This window comes from Amycolatopsis australiensis, from assembly GCF_900119165.1.
GTDB classification, from domain to species: Bacteria; Actinomycetota; Actinomycetes; order Mycobacteriales; family Pseudonocardiaceae; genus Amycolatopsis; species Amycolatopsis australiensis.
In genome coordinates this window covers 5,120,329-5,138,723 of sequence record NZ_FPJG01000006.1, presented here as the reverse complement: position 1 = coordinate 5,138,723, position 18,395 = coordinate 5,120,329, and the positions used below count along the sequence as shown (strand labels likewise).

Genomic DNA, 18,395 nt, shown 5'->3' with positions numbered 1-18,395 from the left:
ATCAGCCGGTGCCGCCACCTTCGCGTGGCGGCACCGGCCGCACCGCGAACTCCAGGTGGAAGTTGTCCAAAGTGGCCGGCAGCGGCCGGTCGGGGGCCAGTACCGGCCCGGACGTCTGCTCGAAAGCGTGGCCCGACACCAGGTTCGCGAGCATCGTGCTCGCGCAGAACTGGACGAGGTCACGGCCCGGGCAGATCGCCGGTCCCGCGCTGAACGGCACCAGCGCCGGGCTGGCCGCCGCCCGGCCGTCGAGCCAGATGTCCGGCTCGAAGCGGTCGGCGTAGGGCAGCTTCGCGTCACGGTGGAAGAAGGGCGCGAAGATCAGCACCGTCGTGCCCGCCGGGCCCCACGCCGTCTCCTCCGTCGTCTCGCGCAGGATCATCGGGGTGGTCGGCCACAGCCGGACGGTGTCCAGCACGCAGGCGCGCAGGTAACCCAGCTGGTTCGGCTCGGCCAGGTCGAGGCCGGCCAGGTCCGTGCGGGCGCGCTCCAGCGCCGCCGGATGCGTGGCCAAGAGGGCCAGCGTCCGGTAGGTCGTCATGCCGGCCGCGTCGAAGGCGAACAGCCAGTGCGCCACCTGGTCGGCGGCGCTGCCGTCGTCGCCGGCCTCGGCGACCGCCGCCGCCAGGCTGCCGGGTTCGGCGCGACCGAGGTGCGCGGCCAGCCGCTCGCGGAACCGCGCGTGCACCTGCTTGCGCCGCGGGTGCAGGTACGCCCAGTTCGCGTCGATCCGCAGCCGTTCCAGCAGGTCGGTGAGCGTCTCGTCGTCCCGCGCGCCGGTCCCGAGCACGATCCGCCGCACGAGCCGCCACCACGCGACGTTGAAGGTGTCCCAGTTCAGCTCGTCCTCGCGCGTGGTTTCGCTGAGCAGCACGGCCGCTTCGTCCGCGACGGCCGCGGCGAACGGCGCCGCGAGCTCGTGCAGCGGACGGCCCGGCTCCAGCACGGCTTCGGTGAACCGCCGGCGCGCCGGGCGGTCGGCGGCGTCGGAGATCAGCACACCGTGCGGCTGGAAGTGCCCCAGCGCGGCCCGCTTCTCCTTGGTGGACGGGCTGAACGGCGTCGGCGCGCCGGCGAGCAGCGTCGCGACGTCGTCGCCGGAGAGTGCCAGCTCCACCGAGCGGCCGGGCACGCGCAGCCGCAGCGGCCGCCCGTCGTACCGGTCACGCAGGCGCGTGAGCAGCTTGACCGCGGGACGGTCGAACTGCAGCTTCCCGGCCAGCCCCATCGCCGCGGGACGGCGCTTGATCACCCCGCCCGCCAGGGCCGGCAGCACCACCTCGGCCGCGACCCGCAGGGTCTCGGCCACCGAAGCCGGGACCGGGCGTGTCACCTGAGTCGACGTCATGCCGTCCGGTTACCCGAAGGCCCCCGCCGGAAACACGCTCAGTGACGCAGGGCGAGGTTCAGCACGTCCCCGGCGTGGTCCAGGCAGTCGACGCAGATCACCGCGTCCCGCGCGGCGCAGTCGACCCGCAGCAGCGGGCGCCGCAGGCCGAGGAACGTCCGCCGTTCCCGGCGGCCGCAGAACTCGCAGACGGCGGCCAGCGGCGAGGTCACCGCCGCCAGCACGTCCCCGCTCGTCGTCTCCCGGTCCGCGCCGTCGCGCACCACCCGCAGCCCGGCGCGGACGCAGTCCACGCAGATCGGCCCGGCCTTGCCGGGGACCCGCGGGCCGCGCACCGTGCCGCAGAACCGGCAGGGCCGCCCGGCCCCGTTCGCCGCCGTCACGCCGCCTCCTCACCGGTTTCGCCGCTCGCCTGCCGGGAACCCGGGACGCGACGCACCTGGTGGCCACGCTACCCCGCATCCGGCCGCCCGGTGCGTCCGCGGACCCGGCTCCACGCTCGGCCGGCTCCGCGCGCGGACTCCCGCCCCGGCGGCACGGCACGAGCGGGCAGGAGGGGACGTTGTCGGCGTTGACGGTGCTGTTCGGAGTGGCCGGCCTGCTCGCGCTCGCCGCGGCGATCGTGCCGAAGCTCGTCGCCGACCGCCCGTTCTCGGTGCCCCTGGTGATGCTCGTCGCCGGCGTCGTCCTCGGCCTGCTGCCGCTCCCGTCGCCCTACGGCAACGGCTGGAGCGACCCCACGGCCCACCTCGACGGCGTGGAATCCTTCACCCAGCTGGGCATCCTCGTCGCGCTCGCCGGCGCGGGGCTGTCGGTCGACCGCCCGTTCGGCCTGAAACGCTGGGGCTCGACGTGGCGGCTGCTCGCGCTGACCATGCCGGTGTCGATCCTCGTGATCGCCGCGCTCGGCCACTGGTGGCTCGCGCTCGCCCCCGGCGTGGCGCTGCTGCTGGCCGCGGCGCTGGCGCCGACCGACCCGGTGCTCGCGGGCGACGTCGGCGTGCCGCACCCGGACGTCGAGCCGGAACTGGCGCGGGACAACGAAATCCGCTTCACCCTGACCACCGAGGCCGGGCTGAACGACGGGCTGACCATGCCGTTCGTCCTGCTGGGCTTGGCCATGGCGGGCAGCAGGCCCCGCCTCGAGCTGTCCTGGGTGCTGGTGGACCTGCTGCTGCCGGTCGTGACCGGCGTGCTGATCGGCCTGGTCGCCGGGCGCGGGCTCGGCTGGGCGATCTTCCACACGTCCTCCGACCGGCTGCGGCTGGCCGAGTACGGCGACGGGCTGGTCCTGCTGGCGCTGGCCTTCCTGCCCTACGCGCTGGCGGAACTGGCCCACGGCAACGGGTTCGCCGCCGTGTTCGTCGCGGCCGTCGTGGTGCGCAAGCAGGAGCGCGAGCACGAGTACCACGGCGTCCTGCACGCCTTCGGCCACCAGCTCGAACGGCTGTTCGTGCCACTGGCGCTGCTGGGGCTCGGGCTCGCCATCGGCGACGGGCTGCTGCGCGGGCTGCGTCCCGTGGAAGTGGTGCTCGCCGTCGTCGCCGTGCTGGTGGTCCGGCCGGTGATCGGCTGGGTGTCGCTGCTCGGGTCGTCGGCCGGGCGGCCCGCGACGCTGGCGATCGCCTTCTTCGGCGTCCGCGGCATCGGCACGCTCTACTACCTCGCCTACGCCCTCGACCGGCTGCCCGTCGCGCACCAGGACGTGCTGTGGCGGGTCGGCGCGCTCGCCGTCGCCGTGTCCGTGGTGGTGCACGGCGTGCTCGCCGAGCCGGCGATCCAGCGGATCGAACGGATGGGCGGCCACCTGCCGGCCCGCTGACCCGGTTGGCGGGCCCGGCCACGGGGTATCCCGCGTGGCGTGCGGGTGACATCCGAGGTGCTGCCGTGGTGGGCCGGCCTGACCGGCCTGTGGGTCTTGACGCTGTCGACGCCGTCGCTGCCCGAGATCGTGGCCGCGGGCGTCGCCGCGGTGCCGTGCGCGTTCGCCGCCCGTGCCGCGCGCCGGGCCGTCGGCGGGGCGTGGCGGCCACGGGCGCGGTGGGCACGCTGGCCGCTCGCCGTGCCCGGCACCGCCGTCCGCGAGTCGGTGCGGGCCGTGGCGGAGGTGGTGCGCCACCCGCGGGCGGGCCGGTTCGACACCGCGAGCCTGCCGGACGAGCCGGGCGCGGTGCAGGACGCCCGGGCGGCCTGCGCGGCCGTCGTCGTCGGCAGCACGCCGGGGACGATGGTCGTCGCCACCCCGCCGGGTGACCGCGAGCTGGTCGTCCACCGGCTGCTCGACGGCGGCTCCCGGGTGCTGGACGAGGTGCGCCGGTGACCGGCTGGCTGGTCGCCGCGGTGCTGCTCATGGCGGGCGGCCTCGGCCCGGCGCTGTGGCTGGCCGCGCGGGGCGACGCGGTCGGGCGGCTCGCCGGGCTGCAGCTCGCCGGCCCGGTCACCGTGCTGACCCTGCTGCTGCTCGTGCAGGCTTACGGGCCGTCCAGCGCGGTGATCCTGCCGCTCGCGCTGACCGTGCTGGCCTTCGCCGGCACCCTCGTGTTCATCCGGCTGCTGGGGACGACGGAATGACCGTGGCCGCGCAGATCCTCGTGTTCGCCGGCGTCGCCGTCGTCGTGGTCTCGGCCGGCACGATGCTGCGGGCGCGCACGCTGCTCAACCGGCTGCACCTGCTCGCGCCGGTGACCACGCTGGGCGCGCCGCTCGTCGGGCTCGGCCTGGCGCTGGCCAACGGCTGGAACCTCGGCTCCGGCGCCATCCTGCTCACCGCCGTGCTGCTCGCCGTGACCGGCCCGGTGCTGCAGTCGGCCGTCGGCCGGATCGAGGCGCGGCGGCAGGGCGTCATCGACGAGGACCTGCCGTCGTGACGACGGTCCTGCAGCTCGTCGCCCTCGCCTTCGTCGCCGTCGCGGGGTTCGCGGTGGTGGCCACGTCCGACCCGCGGCGGCAGGCCATCACGCTCTCGGTGTTCAGCCTCTGCCTGGCGCTGCTGTTCGTCACGCTGCAGGCCCCGGACGTCGCGCTGTCGGAGCTGGCCGTCGGCTCGGCCGTGGTGCCGCTGATCGTGCTGCTCACGATCCGGAAGGTGGGCGGGCGGTGACGCGGCGGGCGCGGACGTGGCTGGGCGCGGCCGGCGTGCTCGGCGTCGCCGTGCTGCTCGTCACCGCGTTCCTGCGGATGCCCGAGTTCGGCGGCGCCCTGCACGGCTACCGCGACCTCGCGCTGCCCGCCGCGATCGCGCGGGCGACGCCGAACCTGGTGTCTTCGGTCAACTTCGACCTGCGCGCGCTGGACACGCTGGGTGAGGAGACGATCGTCGCCGCGGCCGTCGTGGGCGCGCTGTCGCTGCTGCAGCCGTCCCCGGCGGAACGGAAGCGGCTGCGGCCCCAGCACGGGCACGTGCTGCCCGTGGTCAAGCTCGCCGGCTACGTCGTCCTGCCGGTGACGCTGCTGCTCGGCATCGACGTGGTGGCGCACGGCCACCTCACCCCCGGCGGCGGCTTCCAGGGCGGCGTCGTGCTGGCCACCGGCTGGCACCTGCTCTACGTCTCCGGCAGCTACCCGGCGCTCGTGCGGCTGCGCCCGATCGACTGGTGCGAGTACGCCGAGGCGGCGGCGACCGGCCTGTACGTCGTCACCGGCCTCACCGGGCTGCTCGCCGGCGGGGCGTTCCTGGCCAACGTGCTGCCGACGGGCCGGTTCGGGTCGCTGCTGTCGGCCGGGACCGTGCCGGTGCTGAGCGTCCTGATCGGCATCGAGGTGACGGCCGGGTTCGTGGTGCTGCTGTCCCGGTTCCTCGACCAGGCCCTGATCCCGGCGGAGGGCACGTGACCGGCCTCGCCTGCTACTGCGTCGCGGGCTGGCTGCTGCTGGCCGGCGCGGCGGGCATCGTGCGCAGCAGGCACCTCGTCCACACCGTCGTCTCGCTCTCGGTGGCCCAGGCCGGGACGTACGTGCTGCTGCTGGGCATCGGCTACCAGCGCGACGCCGGTGCGCCGATCGTGGCGCAGGACCAGCGGCAGCCCGTCGTCGACCCGATGGTGCAGGCGATGACGCTGACCGACATCGTCGTGTCGGCGACGATCACCGCGCTGCTGCTCGCCCTGACCATCCAGATCGCCAAGCGGCACGGGACGGTCGACCCCGACGAGCTGCGCGCGCTGCGCGGCTGAGCCGATGAACGCGCTGCCGTCCCTCGTCGTCGCCGTCCCGCTGCTGGCCGCGTGCCTGCTGCTCGGGATCGGCCCGAAGCTGCCGCGGGTGGCGGCCGACGTCGTCGCGACCGCCGCGGCGCTCGCGGTCACGGTCCTGACCGCGGTGCTGCTCGTGGCCGTGCAGCACGGCCGGGTGGTGAGCTGGCTCGGCGGGCACCGGCCGGACGGCGCGCGGTCGCTCGGCATCGTCCTGGCCGCCGACGGCCTCAACACGACCCTGGCGCTGCTGGCGTCGTTCCTCACGACGTGCGCGCTGCTGTACAGCTGGCACTACTTCGAGGCCGTCGAAGCCCGCTACCACGCGATGATGCTGCTGTTCCTCACCGGCATGCTCGGGTTCCTGCTCACCGGCGACCTGTTCACCCTCTTCGTCTTCTTCGAGCTGATGAGCGGCGTCGCCTACGCGCTCACCGGCTACCGCGTCGAGGAGGCCGACTCGGTCCAGGGCGCGCTCAACTTCGGGGTCGTGAACTCGCTCGGCGCGTACTTCTCGCTGATGGGCATCGGGCTGCTCTACGCGCGCGGCGGGCAGCTCGGCCTGGCGCAGCTCGGCGTCGCCCTCGACGGGAAGCCCGCCGACGCGCTGGTGCTCGCCGCGTTCGTGCTCGTCTGCACCGGGTTGCTGGTCAAGGCCGCGGCGGTGCCGTTCCACTTCTGGCTCGCCGACGCGCACGCGGTCGCGCCGACGCCGGTGTGCGTGCTCTTTTCCGGCGTCATGGTGGAGCTGGGCGTCTACGGCGTGCTGCGGGTGCGGCGGACGGTGTTCGGCGGCGTGCTCGACGACGGCTCGTTCGCGCGGGTGCTGGTGGTGCTCGGCGTGGCGAGCGCGCTGCTCGGCGCCGTCCTGTGCTTCACCCAGCGCCACCTGAAACGGCTGCTGGCCTACTCGACCATCGCGCACACCGGGTTGTTCCTGTGCGGCCTGGCCGCCGCCGACGGCGAAGCGACCGCGGGGTTCGTGCTGGCCGTGGCCGGGCACGCCGGGGCCAAGGCGGCGCTGTTCCTGCTCACCGGGGTGCTGAAGGACCGCTACGGCAGCGTCGACGAGGACGAGCTGTTCGGCAAGTGCGGGCATTCCCGGCTGGAGGGCGGGCTGTTCGTGCTGGCGGCGCTGGTGCTGGCCGGGCTGCCGCCGTTCGGCGTCGCGTTCGGCAGCGATGTCGCCGGCCACGCGCTCGGGCGGACCGGCCACGGCTGGCTGGTGGTGGTGTCCGTGGCCGTCACGGCGGTCACCGCGGCCGCGGTGCTGCGCGCCGGGCTGGGTGTCTACTTCGGACTGGGCCGGCCACCGCGGCGCGACGACGGCGACCGGACGCCCGGCACGAACGAGGAACCCGAGACGGGGAACCGGATCGCGCGCACGCCGGCGACGATGACGGGCGCGATCGTCGCGGTGCTGGCGGCCGCGCTCGCGGTCCCGTGGCTGCGGGACGTCGCCGTCGCGGCCGGGCGGCAGGACGCCGACCGCGGCGGCTACCTGCACGACGTCCTGCCGGCCGTGGGCGCGCCCGGGATGCTGCCCGCGGTGGACGCGGAGTGGACCGCGACCGGCCTGCTGACCGGCGGCCTCACCGTGCTGCTGGCCGTCGCGCTCGCGGCGGCGGCGCTCTGGCCGCACCGGCTGCCGTCCTGGCCGCGGCCGGTCGAAGCGGCGCTCGACGGTCTGCACCGCGGTCATTCGGGGCACGTCGGGGACTACGTCGCGTGGCTCCTGGTGGGGGTGACGGCGCTCACCGCACTCGTGTGGCTCTGATGTGTACGCCCCGGACGAGTGGGTACTCCGATGTCAAGGCCCTTTTGGCGACTGGCCGAACCGGAAATGTCGCCGCGACGAAAGGTGCACCTCATGAACGACAAGCTGGAAAACAAGGGCGAAGAGCTCAAGGGCCGGGCCAAGGAGGCCGTCGGCGACGCCACCGGCAACGAGCAGTGGCAGGCCGAAGGCAAGTCCGACCAGGCCAAGGGCTCGCTGAAGCAGGCAGGCGAGAAGGTCAAGGACGCCGTCAAGGGCGTGACGAACAAGGACTGACGCGTCCCGCCACAGCCGCACCCCGGTCCGCCGGGGTGCGGCTTCCGCCTGTGGTCTGCCGCGGCACGGGCATCAACGGCCCGGGCGGCTTTCAGCGGCCTTCCCGCTGCCTGACCCGCTCCCGCTGGGGCACCACGACGTACTTCGGGTCCCTTGTGGACTCGACCCCGGCGGCGTAGACCCCGAACCGCGTGCACAGCCCCGACGCGAGGTAGGCCGCGCCCGCCAGCATTCCGGCCGCCCGGTGGCGCCGGGCCACCAGTGACAGTCCCGCCCCCGCCGCCGTGAGCGCCTTGGCCGCCTTGAGAAGCTTGCCTGCGCGTCCCGTGCGGTACGGCTCCGAAGCCAGGCCCAGGCCGGTCTCCAGGTGCCGCGCGGCCACCAGCTCGGCGACCGCCCCGGCCACGCCCGCGCGCACCGCCGGGCCGGTCTCGCCCGCCGGAGCCGCCAGCAGGGCCGCGCCCGCGCCGCTGGTCACCGCGCTGCCCGCGAACAGCACCGGGAGCGTCCCGTGGGCTTCGTGCCACGACGGCGTCGCCGTGTCCGCCAGCAGCACCGCCGTGTACGTGCACATGGCCGGGCCCAGCACGCCCGCGCCCGCCCCGGCCAGCCGTCCGGCCAGCGGCAGCCGCCCGGTCACCTCCGACGCCGCGGCCACCGCCGCCAGGCCCGAGAACGGCGACAGGATCCACGACCCCACCGAAAGCGGCGACGTCGGCTTCAGCACCCGCAGCATGTGCAGGAACCGCAACGGCTTGCCGAGATCGTGGATCAGCGCCGCCACGCTGGCGAGCGAGCCACCCGAAGCGACGAGCCTGCCGACGCGGGCCAGGCCCGGCCGCCCGGTCACGTCGGCGAGCGCCGCCATCGTCGCCGACGCACCCGCCGCACCGCCGAGGAACAGGTAGAGCGGCACGTCCGGCTGCTTCCAGGCCGGTTCCTTGAGGATCGGCCTGCCGTAGTACGAGCGGAACTCGGCGGGCTCGACCATCGCCCGTTCGCGGCGCGGGCTCACCGGCGCCGCCCCAGGAACGACGCCGCGAGCGCCACCGCCACGCCGGCGGCCGTCACCGCCGCCCGCTTCCACATCGCCGGGAGGTCCCGGGTCGTGACCACCGGGTCCGGCGGCAGCCCGTAGACCTCGGGCTCGTCCAGCAGCAGGAAGAACGCGCCGTCGCCGCCGACCCCGTCGTCCGGGTCGCGGCCGTAGAGCCGCGCCTGCGGCACGCCGGACTCGTGCAGGTCGCGGACCCGCTCGTCGGCCCGCTCCCGCAGCTGCTCCAGCTCGCCGAACTGGATCGAGTCGGTCGGGCACGCCTTGGCGCACGCCGGTTCCAGGCCGGCGCCCAGCCGGTCGTAGCAGAGGGTGCACTTGAACGCGCGGCCGTCGCTCTCGCGCTTTTCGATGACGCCGTACGGGCACGCCGGCACGCAGTAGCCGCAGCCGTTGCAGATGTCCTGCTGCACCACGACGGTGCCGAACTCGGTGCGGAACAGCGAACCGGTCGGGCAGACGTCGAGGCAGGCGGCGTGCGTGCAGTGCTTGCAGACGTCGCTGGACATCAGCCAGCGCACGCCGGGGTCGTCCTGGCCGGGCGCGCCGACCGACGGCATCCCGAGGTCCACCGCGGGCTGCTCGACGAACGCGACGTGCCGCCAGCTGTCGGCGCCCAGCGCGCCGGTGTTGTCGTAGGACGAGCCGAGCAGGTCGAGCTCGCCCCGGTCCGGCACGCCGTTCCACTCCTTGCACGCCACTTCGCAGGCCTTGCAGCCGATGCACACCGACGTGTCGGTGAAGAACCCCATCCGGGGCTGCGTGCCGTACTCAGCCATCGGCTCGCCTCCGGTACTCCTCGACCATGGCCGGCAGCGCGGCGCCGCGCGGCCGCCGTCCCGGCCGGATGTCGCAGGTGGCCGCCTTGGCCTCCTGGATGTGCACGTTCGGGTCCATCACGATCGACAGCAGGTCGTTGGCCGCGTCGCCGCGCGACAGGCCGTTCGTGCCCCAGTGGTAGGGCAGGCCGATCTGGTGGATCGTCCGGCCGCGGACCTTCAGCGGCTTCACGCGGTCGGTCACCAGCACGCGGGCCTCGATCGCCGTGCGCGCCGAGACGATCGTCGCCCAGCCGCCGTTCTCGAGGCCGCGTTCGGCGGCCAGCGCCGGCGACACCTCGCAGAAGAACTCCGGCTGCAGCTCCGACAGGTACGGCAGCGTCCGGCTCATCCCGCCCGCGGTGTGGTGCTCGGTCAGCCGGTAGGTGGTGAACACGTACGGGTAGACCTCGCTGCGGGACGGGTTGTACGGGTTCGCCGGGCTCTCCAGCGTCTGCCGCGTCGGTGACACCTGCTGCCCGTAGAGCGCGTTGCCGACCGGGCTTTCGAACGGCTCGTAGTGCGCGGGCAGCGGGCCGTCGGCCAGCCCGGCCGGGACGTAGAGCCAGGCCTTGCCGTCGGTCTGCATGATGAACGGGTCCCGCCCGCTCAGCGCGTCCTGTGCCTTCGCGCCCTCCGGCGGCTCGTAGTCCGGTGCCTTCGCCGGCTCGAAGTCCGGCACGTCCGGGCCGACCCACTTGCCCTGTCCGGCGTCCCAGCTGAGCAGCTTCTTCCGCTCGCTCCACGGCTTGCCGTCCGGGTCGGCCGACGCGCGGTTGTAGAGGATCCGGCGGTTCGCCGGCCACGCCCAGGCCCAGCCCGCCGCGACCCAGTCCTGTTCGGGGCCGGGCTGCCGGTTCGCCGCGTGGTTCTTGCCGTCCGCGCGGACACCGCAGTAGATCCAGCAGCCGCAGGCGGTCGAGCCGTCGTCCTTCAGCTGCGTGTACGCCGAGAGCGGGCCGTCCGGGCCGTGGCCGTTGATCTCCGCGAGCACGGACTCCGCGCTGGGGTCGCCGGTCGGGCCCTCGGTCGGGTAGCTCCAGGTGAGGTCGCGGATCGGCGCGTCGCGCGGGTCGTCGCCGATCCGCTCGCGGATGAGCCGGCCAAGGTGGTAGTAGAACCAGAGCTCGCTGCGGGCGTCACCGGGCGGCTCGACGGCCTTGTGGTGCCACTGCAGGAGCCGCTGGGTGTTGGTGAAGCTGCCGTCCTTCTCGGTGTGCGCGGCGGCGGGCAGGAAGAAGACCTCGGTGCCGATCTCCTCCGGCTTCAGCTCGCCGGTTTCGATCTCCGGGCCGTCCTTCCAGAACGTCGCGCTCTCGATCAGCTGCAGGTCGCGCACGACGAGCCAGTCGAGGTTGCCCAGGCCGAGCCGCTGGAACTTGCCGTTGGCCGAGCCGACCGCCGGGTTCTCGCCGACCAGGAAGTAGCCCTTGCACTCGCCCGCGATCTGCTGCTGCACGGTCGCGTACGTGCCGTGGTCGCCGGTGAGCCGCGGCAGGTAGTCGAACCGGAAGTCGTTGTCCGGCCGGGCCGAGTCGCCCCAGTAGGACTTGAGCAGGCTGACCGTGTACGAGCGCATGTTGCCCCAGAAGCCGGTCTTGCCCGCGTCCGCGGCGACGAACTCGTCGAGGCTCTGGTGCTGGTGTGCGTGCGGCATCGGGATGTAGCCGGGCAGCAGGTTGAACAGCGTCGGGATGTCGGTGGAGCCCTGGATGCTGGCGTGGCCGCGCAGCGCGAGGATGCCGCCGCCGGGGCGGCCGATGTTGCCGAGCAGGGTCTGCAGGATCGACGCGGTGCGGATGTACTGCGCGCCGACGGTGTGCTGGGTCCAGCCCACCGAGTACACCCACGCCGTCGTCCGGTCGCGGCCCGAGTTCGCCGTGATCGCCTCGGCGATCTCGTGGAACTGCGCCACCGGCAGGCCGCAGACGTCGGCGACCAGCTCGGGCGTGTAGCGCGCGAAGTGGCGCTTCAGCACCTGGTACACGCACCGCGGGTGCTGCAGCGTCTCGTCGGTCTTCGGCTTGCCGCCGACCGCCGCCCCACCGCTGCCGTAGGTGTCGGCCCGGGCCGTGCTCTGGTGGCCCTCGCCGCCGTGGTGGTGCTCCGAGCCCGGCTCGCCCGGCTGCTCCGGGTCGGCCGACCCGGACGCGGGCACCGTCGGCGCGCCCTCGTATTCCCAGGACGCCATGTCGTACTGGCGCCGCTCGGGGTCGTAGCCGGAGAACAGCCCGTCGAGGTCTTCGGTGTCGGCGAAGTCCTCACGCAGGATCGCGGCGGCGTTCGTGTAGGCCAGCACGTACTCGCGGAAGTCCTTCTCGTTGCCCAGCACGTAGTTGATCAGGCCGCCGAGGAACGCGATGTCCGTCCCGGCCCGCAACGCCGCGTGGACGTGCGAGACCGCGCTGGTGCGGGTGAACCGCGGGTCGACGTGGATGATCTTCGCGCCGCGGGCCTTCGCCTCCATCACCCACTGGAACCCGACCGGGTGACACTCGGCCATGTTCGAGCCCTGGATGACGATGCAGTCGGCGTTGGCGAGGTCCTGCTGGAACGTCGTGGCGCCCCCACGACCGAAGGAGGTCCCCAGACCGGGAACCGTGGCGGAGTGTCAAATACGGGCCTGGTTTTCGATCTGTATCGCGCCGAGCGCGGTGTACAGCTTCTTCATCAGGTAGTTCTCTTCGTTGTCCAACGTCGCGCCGCCCAGGCTGGCGAAGCCGAGCGTGCGGTTCAGCTTGCGACCCTGGTCGTCGGCGTCCTGCCACGTCTCGGCGCGGGTCTTGAGGACCCGGTCGGCGATCATGTCCATCGCCTTGTCGAGGGGCAGGCGCTCCCAGTCGGTGCCGTACGGGCGGCGGTAGAGGACTTCGGTGACGCGGCTCGGGCTGGTCACGAGCTGCTTGCTGGCCGAGCCCTTCGGGCAGAGCCTGCCACGCGAGATCGGCGAGTCGGGGTCACCCTCGATCTGGGTGACGCGGCCGTCCTTGACGTAGACCTTCTGGCCGCAGCCGACGGCGCAGTAGGGGCACACGGACGGGACGACCTTGTCGGCGTCCTCGGTGCGCGCGTGCCATTTCTCCGACCCGTCCGATTTGACGGCGGAGGCGCGCCCTGTCCGGTCCGGACCGGTCAGCTGCCGGTACACCGGCCAGCCTTCGATCCACCGCCGTACACCCATGCTTGGCACGGTAGTACCGATACCCGCGGTTCGCAGGTCTAACCACGCGTCCGGCGCGTCCCGTCGCCGAGCGGTTCGGTGCGCCCGGCCGCGTCGAGGCGTTCCAGCAACGGGATCATCACCCGGCGGGTGCTGTCCAGCGCCCGCCGCGCGGCCGACACGGTGAACGGCTGGGGCAGCCGGCGCAGCCGCGCCACGGCCCGCTCTTCGGCGTCCGGTCCCAGTACGACACCGTCGGCGACCGCCGTGAGCCTGCCGAGGCGGACGGCCGCCGCCAGCTCGCGCCGGCCCAGTCCCAGCGCCCGCAGCTCGTCCGCCTCCGGCGCGCGGAAGGGGTGCTCGGCGAGCGCCTCTTCCACGGTCTCCAGCGCCTTCTCCACCGCCGGGGCCAGCCCGCCCGGACGGCGCACGAGACCACCCGCCACGTCCAGGCCGGTGCCCGCCAGCAGCGGCGCGACCAGCTCCGGCGCGGGCAGCCCGAGCCGCCGGCGCAGCGCTTCCACCGGCATCCCGGCGGAGACGGCGTCCCAGGACCCGACGAGCGCCACGGCCTCGGCGCGCAGCCCGGCGAGCCGGGCGGGGTCGGCCAGCCACTCCCCCACCCGCTGCCCGGTCTCCGGCAGGCCCATCGCCGCCAGGTCCGCGGCCCGCACGAACCCGGTGCGGCGCAGGAAGGTTCCGGCGAGATCGGGGCCGGCCAGCTCGGCGGCCCTGGCGCGGGCCGCCCCGCGCCGGGTCAACGGCGGCGGCCGGACGTCGAGCACGTCGAACCCCGCGGCGATCCGGTGCTCGCCGGGGTCGCGCACCAGGCCGCGGTCCCCGGCGCGCAGCGGCAGCGCGGTGGCCGTCGTGAGCCGCGCGGTGTCCGTCCCCAGTGGACGGACGCGCACCGGCAGGGCGGCGGTCCCGAAGTGCAGCACCAGGTTCCGGTGCAGGTCCGCGGCGGCCGCGCCGCGCAGCCGGACGTCGAACTCGGCCGTGGTCAGCCACCGGCCCGGCGTCAGCAGGACGTCACCGCGGCCGGTGTCGCCACGCGCGGTGCCGCGCAGGTTGACCGCCACCCGCGCCACGGCCGCGACCCGGTCGCGGGGCTCGCCGAGCGCCTGCAGGCCGCGGACCTTCACCCGCGTCCGGCCCAGCAGCAGCTCGTCGCCGACCGCGACGGTACCCGCGGCCAAGGTGCCCGTGACGACCGTGCCCGCCCCGGACACGGTGAACGCCCGGTCGATCCACAGCCGGACGTCGGCGTCCGGATCGGGTGGCGGCAGCCCGCCGGTCAGCGCCGAGATCGCCGCGCGCAGCTCGTCGAGCCCCGCGCCCGTGGCGGCGCTGACGGCCACGCTCGGCACCGCGCCCAGCGACGTGCGGGCGATCTCGTGGCGGGCGGCCTCCGTCGCGGCGCCCGGGTCGGCGCGGTCGGCCTTGGTGACGACCAGCAGGCCGCGGGAGACGCCGAACGCGTCGAGCGCGGCGAGGTGCTCGGCCGACTGCGGCATCCAGCCCTCGTCCGCGGCGACCACGAACAGCACCGCCGGGGCCGGCCCGGCGCCGGCCAGCATGTTCGGCACGAACCGTTCGTGGCCCGGCACGTCGACGAACGCGACGTCCTCGCCGCCGATCCGGGTCCAGGCGAAGCCGAGGTCGATGGTGAGGCCGCGGCGCCGTTCCTCGGCCCACCGGTCCGGTTCCATCCCGGTCAGCCGGCGCACCAGCGTCGACTTCCCGTGGTCGACGTGCCCGGCCGTGACGATCACCCGCATCGGCGCACGGCTTCCAGCAGCTTCGCGTCCTCTTCGGGGCGCACGGTCCGCAGGTCGAGCAGGCAGCGGTCCCGCTCGACGCGGCCGACGACCGCGGGCTCGCCGGTCCGCAGTGCCGCCGCGTACCGGGCGGGCAGGCTCACCGCGGCACTGGGCAGCTCGACGCCCGGTGCGCCCCCGCCGCCGACGGCCGCCACCGAGGACACCGCTTCGGCGCCGACGTCCGCCAGGCTGCGGGCGAGGGCTCGGGCCCGCTGCCGCAGGCTCTCGACGGGCGTGTCGAGAGCGGCGCGCACCGGCGGGCGGGGTCCGCGCAGCGTCGCTTCGAGTGCGGCGAGCGTGAGCTTGTCGACGCGCAGCGCGCGGGCGGCCGGGTGGCGGCGCAGCCGTTCGACGAGGTCCGCGTCGCCGAGCAGCAGGCCGGCCTGCGGGCCGCCGAGCAGCTTGTCGCCGCTGGCCGTGACGACCGTGGCACCGGCCCGCAGGGCGGTCGTGGCGTCCGGCTCGGCCGGCAGGAGCGGGTGCGGCGCCAGCAGGCCGGACCCGATGTCGGCGACCACGGGGACGCCGAGGCCGGCCAGCTCGCCGAGCGCCGCTTCCGACGTGAAGCCGGTGACCCGGTAGTTGGACGGGTGCACCTTCAGGACGAACCCGGTATCCGCGCCGAGGGCGTCGGCGTAGTCGCGGACCGACGTCCGGTTCGTGGTGCCGACTTCGCGCAGCCGGGCGCCGGTGGCCGCGAGGAGGTCGGGGATGCGGAAGCCGTCGCCGATCTCGACCAGCTCGCCGCGGCTGACGACGATCTCCCGGCCCGGCGCCAGTGCGAGCGCGCACAGCAGCAGGGCGGCCGCGTTGTTGTTGACCACGTGCACGCCGCCGGCGTCCGGGACGGCCGCGGCGAGCGCCGCCAGCGCGCCCCGCCCGCGGCGGGCCCGCTCGCCGGTCGCGAGGTCGAACTCGACGTCGGTGGCGCCGCCGGCCGCCACCAGGGCGTCCAGCGCGGCCGCGGACAGCGGCGCGCGCCCGAGGTTGGTGTGCACGACGACACCGGTCGCGTTGACGACCGGCCGCAGCGACGCCGCGCCCGCCGGCAGCCGCGCGAGGACGGCGTCGACGACGTCCCCCGGCGCGATCTCGCCGTTCCGCGCGGCCCGCTGGACGTCGGTGACCACGGCCTTGACCAGGTCACGCCCGAGCGTGCCGGCCGCTTTCGCGACCCGCGGCTCGGCCAGGACCGCGTCGGTCCGCGGGATCGCGCGGCGCGGGTCACCCATGGCGGAGGCGGACGGGAATCGAACCCGCCAGCGGCAGGACCTGCCGCTCAACGGTTTTGAAGACCGCGCCGGTCACCAGGCCGGATACGCCTCCCTGCACCATGGCTGCCATCCTGCCAAGTCCGCGGCGGACGGGCACGATGAACCCCGTGGCCCTCCGACTGACCCAGTACGCCCACGGCGGCGGCTGCGCGTGCAAGATCCCGCCCGGCGAGCTGGAGGAGGCCGTCCGCGGCCTCACCGGCGGGTCCCCCGCCGACCCGGCGGGCGAGCTGCTCGTGGGCCTCGAGACCGGCGACGACGCGGCCGCGGTCCGGATCTCCGGCTCGACCGCGCTCATCGCGACCACGGACTTCTTCACCCCGGTGGTCGACGACGCCTACGACTGGGGACGCATCGCCGCGGCCAACGCGCTGTCCGACGTCTACGCCATGGGCGGCACCCCGGTCGTGGCGGTCAACCTGCTCGGCTGGCCGCGCGAGACGCTGCCGTTCGAACTGGCCGGCGAGGTGCTGCGCGGCGGCCTCGACGTCTGCGGCAAGGCGGGCTGCCACCTGGCGGGCGGGCACAGCATCGACGACCCGGAGCCCAAGTACGGGCTCGCGGTCACCGGCGTCGCGGACCCCGCGCGGCTGCTGCGCAACGACGCGGGCCGCGCGGGCGTGCCGCTGACGTTGACCAAGCCGCTGGGCATCGGCGTGCTGAACGCGCGGCACAAGGCCACCGGCGAGCGGTTCGGGCAGGCGATCGACGTGATGACGACGTTGAACGACACCGCGGCCCGCGCCGCGCTCGCCGCCGGGGCGGTCTGCGCCACCGACGTCACCGGCTTCGGCCTGCTCGGCCACCTGCACAAGCTGGCGCGCGCCAGCGGTGTCACGGCACGGATCGATCCGGCGGCGGTGCCGTACATCGAGGGCGCGCGCGAGGCGCTGCGCGACGGCTACGTCAGCGGCGGCACGCGGCGCAATCTGGACTGGGTACGCCCGCACGTGGACCTGACCCGGATTTCGGCGGACGAGGCGCTGCTGCTGGCCGACGCGCAGACGTCGGGCGGGCTGCTGGTCGCCGGCGAGGTGCCGGGCCACCCGGTGATCGGGGAGCTCGTGCCGCGCGGGGATCACACGATCGTCGTCGGCTGAGTTTCCGGGATCGCGCCGGCGGGTACGCGGGGATCATGCCTGCACCGGACCGAACCAGCCTCGAACAGCACCTGGCGGAAACCGAGTACCCGTGCGGCCGCGACGAGCTCCTGCGCCGGGCGGCCGCGGCCGGCGGCGGCGACTCGGTGCTCGGCTCCCTCGGCGGCCTGCCGGAGGGCGACCGGTACGAGAACTTCGACGCCGTGTGGGAGGCGGTGTCGGCCAAGCACATCGGCGGAGCGCCCTGAGGGCCGGAAATTGTCGGTGCCCGCGGTTAGGGTGACGCCATGACGACGCTGACCGACCGCCCGAACACCGCCCTGCTGATCGTCGACGTCCAGAACGGCGTGATGCAGGGGTCCCACGACCGCGCGACGGTGGTCGCGAACATCGCCGAGCTGGTGGAGAAGGCCCGCGCGGCGGGGACCGACGTCGTGTGGGTGCAGCACTCGAGCGAGGAGCTGCCGCGCGGGAGCGAGCAGTGGGAGTACGTGCCGGAGCTGAGCCGCCGTGAGCCGGAACCGGTGGTGCACAAGGAGTATGCGGACTCGTTCGAGGACACGGACCTGGAGGAGGTCCTGGCGGCGCGCGGGATCGGCCGGCTGGTCGTGGCGGGAGCGCAGACGGACGAGTGCATCCGCGGGACGTTGCACGGAGCGATCGCACGGGGGTATGACGCCACGTTGGTGGCGGACGCGCACACGACCGAGGATCTGACGGCTTACGGAGCGCCGGCGCCGGAGCTGGTCATCGCGCACACGAACCTGTACTGGAAGTACCACCGGGCGCCTGGTCGTACGGCCGGGACGGTGCCGACTGCGGAGGTCGAGTTCGGGGTCAAGGCATCGGCCTGAGGCTGGTTTTGCGGCGGGGACCGGGACCGAGGGCAGGCCGTGGCCGGGCCGAAACCGAGGGCGAGGGCAGCCTGGAGCCGAGGCAGGCCGGGACCGAGGGCAGCCTAGGGATCTGCGAGGCTGCCGTGGGAGGTTGCGGTGCCGGGCACTCCGGGCCGTTGCCGGCGGGTCTGCGCGGCTGCGGCCGCCTCCGGCCGGCTCCCCGCAGCTCGCAACCTCCGCTGCTCGCCGCCCGCGGTGGTCCTGGCAGCCGCGCGATCTCACGGCCCCCGCAACCGCGCAGTTCCCGTGTCCGCCCGGCTACTTCTGCCGCCTGAAGCCGTACGCTCGCTCCACCTTCGCCACCTCGATGTGGTAATCCGCGTACCACTGCTCGCGGCCGCGGCGCTGGGCCTCCAAATGCTCCGGGTGCTGTTTCCACGCCTCGATCGACTCCGCGTCGCGGTAGTACAGCACCGTCAGCTCGCGGCCGTTCCCGTCGGTCCGCGACTCTCGGCCCAGGTAGCCCGGCTGGGCCCGGCCCAGCGTTGCCATTCGCTCGTCCATCGCCGCGTAACCGTCCAGGTCGGCCGCGTCGAGGGCGCTGCTGATGATCACCGCGTAGTACGGTGGTTCCGGTCTTGTGAACGACACCGCCGGAGCCTAGATCCGCCTCTCGCCGCCACCAACCGATTTCCGGACCCGGTCAGACCGCGACTGCCGATCAAAACCGGAAGGAAGC

At 74.3% G+C, this 18,395-nt stretch carries 20 protein-coding genes and 1 tRNA gene; 12 read left to right on the top strand and 9 right to left on the bottom strand.

Annotated elements, in window-relative coordinates; all coding sequences use genetic code 11:
* Position 1 precedes the first annotated feature (1 nt).
* Both BT341_RS25390 and BT341_RS25385 read right to left on the bottom strand, forming a co-directional pair.
* Positions 2-1,348 (bottom strand): cytochrome P450, encoded by a 1,347-nt coding sequence (locus BT341_RS25390; protein WP_072478662.1) that lies wholly within the window; start codon positions 1,346-1,348, stop codon positions 2-4.
* A gap of 38 nt (positions 1,349-1,386) precedes the next feature.
* Positions 1,387-1,731, bottom strand: a complete 345-nt coding sequence (locus tag BT341_RS25385) for a hypothetical protein (protein ID WP_072478661.1) — start codon at positions 1,729-1,731, stop codon at positions 1,387-1,389.
* A gap of 179 nt (positions 1,732-1,910) precedes the next feature.
* Between BT341_RS25385 and BT341_RS25380 the strand changes: the two genes are divergently transcribed.
* The 9 genes from BT341_RS25380 (at position 1,911) to BT341_RS25340 (ending at position 7,591) form a co-directional block, all read left to right on the top strand.
* Entirely contained in the window at positions 1,911-3,170 is a 1,260-nt protein-coding gene (locus BT341_RS25380; protein WP_072478660.1) for a cation:proton antiporter domain-containing protein, read from the top strand.
* Positions 3,171-3,209: 39 nt separating this feature from the next.
* A complete protein-coding gene (locus tag BT341_RS25375) occupies positions 3,210-3,668 on the top strand; it encodes a Na+/H+ antiporter subunit E (protein ID WP_072478659.1) in 459 nt (152 codons plus the stop codon).
* The gene (locus BT341_RS25370; RefSeq protein WP_072478658.1) at positions 3,665-3,919 is read left to right on the top strand and encodes a hypothetical protein; all 255 of its coding nucleotides are present in this window, start codon (positions 3,665-3,667) and stop codon (positions 3,917-3,919) included. The genes BT341_RS25375 and BT341_RS25370 overlap by 4 nt, the downstream gene beginning before the upstream one ends.
* Positions 3,916-4,215, top strand: coding sequence for a monovalent cation/H(+) antiporter subunit G (locus BT341_RS25365; protein ID WP_072478657.1), 300 nt, complete (start codon positions 3,916-3,918; stop codon positions 4,213-4,215). Before BT341_RS25370 ends, BT341_RS25365 begins: the two co-directional genes overlap by 4 nt.
* Positions 4,212-4,448 carry a Na(+)/H(+) antiporter subunit B gene (locus BT341_RS25360; protein ID WP_072478656.1) on the top strand — a complete coding sequence of 79 codons (237 nt, stop codon included), beginning with the start codon at positions 4,212-4,214 and terminating at the stop codon, positions 4,446-4,448. Before BT341_RS25365 ends, BT341_RS25360 begins: the two co-directional genes overlap by 4 nt.
* On the top strand, positions 4,445-5,179 hold the full coding sequence (locus BT341_RS25355; RefSeq protein ID WP_072478655.1) for an MnhB domain-containing protein: 735 nt from the start codon (positions 4,445-4,447) through the stop codon (positions 5,177-5,179). The genes BT341_RS25360 and BT341_RS25355 overlap by 4 nt, the downstream gene beginning before the upstream one ends.
* The gene (locus tag BT341_RS25350) at positions 5,176-5,520 is read left to right on the top strand and encodes a sodium:proton antiporter (RefSeq protein WP_072478654.1); all 345 of its coding nucleotides are present in this window, start codon (positions 5,176-5,178) and stop codon (positions 5,518-5,520) included. The genes BT341_RS25355 and BT341_RS25350 overlap by 4 nt, the downstream gene beginning before the upstream one ends.
* Before the next feature lie 4 nt (positions 5,521-5,524).
* On the top strand, positions 5,525-7,315 hold the full coding sequence (locus BT341_RS25345) for a complex I subunit 5 family protein (RefSeq protein WP_072478653.1): 1,791 nt from the start codon (positions 5,525-5,527) through the stop codon (positions 7,313-7,315).
* Positions 7,316-7,408: 93 nt separating this feature from the next.
* Positions 7,409-7,591, top strand: coding sequence for a CsbD family protein (locus tag BT341_RS25340; protein WP_072478652.1), 183 nt, complete (start codon positions 7,409-7,411; stop codon positions 7,589-7,591).
* A gap of 91 nt (positions 7,592-7,682) precedes the next feature.
* On the opposite strand, the gene nrfD is transcribed toward BT341_RS25340, so the two are convergent.
* The 6 genes from nrfD to BT341_RS25305 form a co-directional block, all read right to left on the bottom strand.
* Positions 7,683-8,606: an NrfD/PsrC family molybdoenzyme membrane anchor subunit gene (gene nrfD / locus BT341_RS25335; protein WP_084743259.1), complete on the bottom strand. Its 924-nt coding sequence runs from the start codon at positions 8,604-8,606 to the stop codon at positions 7,683-7,685.
* Positions 8,603-9,424: a 4Fe-4S dicluster domain-containing protein gene (locus tag BT341_RS25330; RefSeq protein WP_072478651.1), complete on the bottom strand. Its 822-nt coding sequence runs from the start codon at positions 9,422-9,424 to the stop codon at positions 8,603-8,605. Before BT341_RS25330 ends, nrfD begins: the two co-directional genes overlap by 4 nt.
* Positions 9,417-12,644 carry a formate dehydrogenase gene (gene fdh / locus BT341_RS25325; RefSeq protein ID WP_245805099.1) on the bottom strand — a complete coding sequence of 1,076 codons (3,228 nt, stop codon included), beginning with the start codon at positions 12,642-12,644 and terminating at the stop codon, positions 9,417-9,419. Before fdh ends, BT341_RS25330 begins: the two co-directional genes overlap by 8 nt.
* Before the next feature lie 38 nt (positions 12,645-12,682).
* Positions 12,683-14,404 (bottom strand): selenocysteine-specific translation elongation factor, encoded by a 1,722-nt coding sequence (gene selB, locus BT341_RS25315; RefSeq protein ID WP_072478648.1) that lies wholly within the window; start codon positions 14,402-14,404, stop codon positions 12,683-12,685.
* Entirely contained in the window at positions 14,395-15,678 is a 1,284-nt protein-coding gene (gene selA, locus BT341_RS25310; protein WP_072478647.1) for an L-seryl-tRNA(Sec) selenium transferase, read from the bottom strand. The genes selB and selA overlap by 10 nt, the downstream gene beginning before the upstream one ends.
* Positions 15,678-15,772 (bottom strand) — tRNA-Sec (locus BT341_RS25305). The genes selA and BT341_RS25305 overlap by 1 nt, the downstream gene beginning before the upstream one ends.
* A gap of 46 nt (positions 15,773-15,818) precedes the next feature.
* Here BT341_RS25305 and selD point away from each other — a divergent pair.
* The 3 genes from selD to BT341_RS25290 are packed head-to-tail and all read left to right on the top strand — an operon-like array spanning position 15,819 to position 17,674.
* Positions 15,819-16,820, top strand: a complete 1,002-nt coding sequence (gene selD, locus BT341_RS25300) for a selenide, water dikinase SelD (protein ID WP_072478646.1) — start codon at positions 15,819-15,821, stop codon at positions 16,818-16,820.
* A 35-nt stretch (positions 16,821-16,855) separates the two neighbouring features.
* Complete coding sequence (locus BT341_RS25295) at positions 16,856-17,068, top strand: DUF2795 domain-containing protein (RefSeq protein WP_072478645.1); 213 nt, start codon at positions 16,856-16,858, stop codon at positions 17,066-17,068.
* A 39-nt stretch (positions 17,069-17,107) separates the two neighbouring features.
* Positions 17,108-17,674, top strand: a complete 567-nt coding sequence (locus BT341_RS25290) for a cysteine hydrolase family protein (protein ID WP_072478644.1) — start codon at positions 17,108-17,110, stop codon at positions 17,672-17,674.
* Between the two features lie 300 nt (positions 17,675-17,974).
* On the opposite strand, the gene BT341_RS25285 is transcribed toward BT341_RS25290, so the two are convergent.
* Positions 17,975-18,307 (bottom strand): antibiotic biosynthesis monooxygenase family protein, encoded by a 333-nt coding sequence (locus BT341_RS25285; protein WP_072478643.1) that lies wholly within the window; start codon positions 18,305-18,307, stop codon positions 17,975-17,977.
* Positions 18,308-18,395: the final 88 nt, after the last annotated feature.

Bases quoted from the DNA above. Each gene is read 5' to 3' on its own strand.
- BT341_RS25290 (WP_072478644.1), top strand. From the start codon at position 17,108: ATGACGACGCTGACCGACCGCCCGAACACCGCCCTGCTGATCGTCGAC.
- BT341_RS25390 (WP_072478662.1), bottom strand. From the start codon at position 1,348: ATGACGTCGACTCAGGTGACACGCCCGGTCCCGGCTTCGGTGGCCGAG.
- BT341_RS25330 (WP_072478651.1), bottom strand. From the start codon at position 9,424: ATGGCTGAGTACGGCACGCAGCCCCGGATGGGGTTCTTCACCGACACG.
- selD (WP_072478646.1), top strand. From the start codon at position 15,819: ATGAACCCCGTGGCCCTCCGACTGACCCAGTACGCCCACGGCGGCGGC.
- selA (WP_072478647.1), bottom strand. From the start codon at position 15,678: ATGGGTGACCCGCGCCGCGCGATCCCGCGGACCGACGCGGTCCTGGCC.
- BT341_RS25340 (WP_072478652.1), top strand. From the start codon at position 7,409: ATGAACGACAAGCTGGAAAACAAGGGCGAAGAGCTCAAGGGCCGGGCC.
- BT341_RS25295 (WP_072478645.1), top strand. From the start codon at position 16,856: ATGCCTGCACCGGACCGAACCAGCCTCGAACAGCACCTGGCGGAAACC.
- BT341_RS25345 (WP_072478653.1), top strand. From the start codon at position 5,525: ATGAACGCGCTGCCGTCCCTCGTCGTCGCCGTCCCGCTGCTGGCCGCG.
- BT341_RS25365 (WP_072478657.1), top strand. From the start codon at position 3,916: ATGACCGTGGCCGCGCAGATCCTCGTGTTCGCCGGCGTCGCCGTCGTC.
- selB (WP_072478648.1), bottom strand. From the start codon at position 14,404: ATGCGGGTGATCGTCACGGCCGGGCACGTCGACCACGGGAAGTCGACG.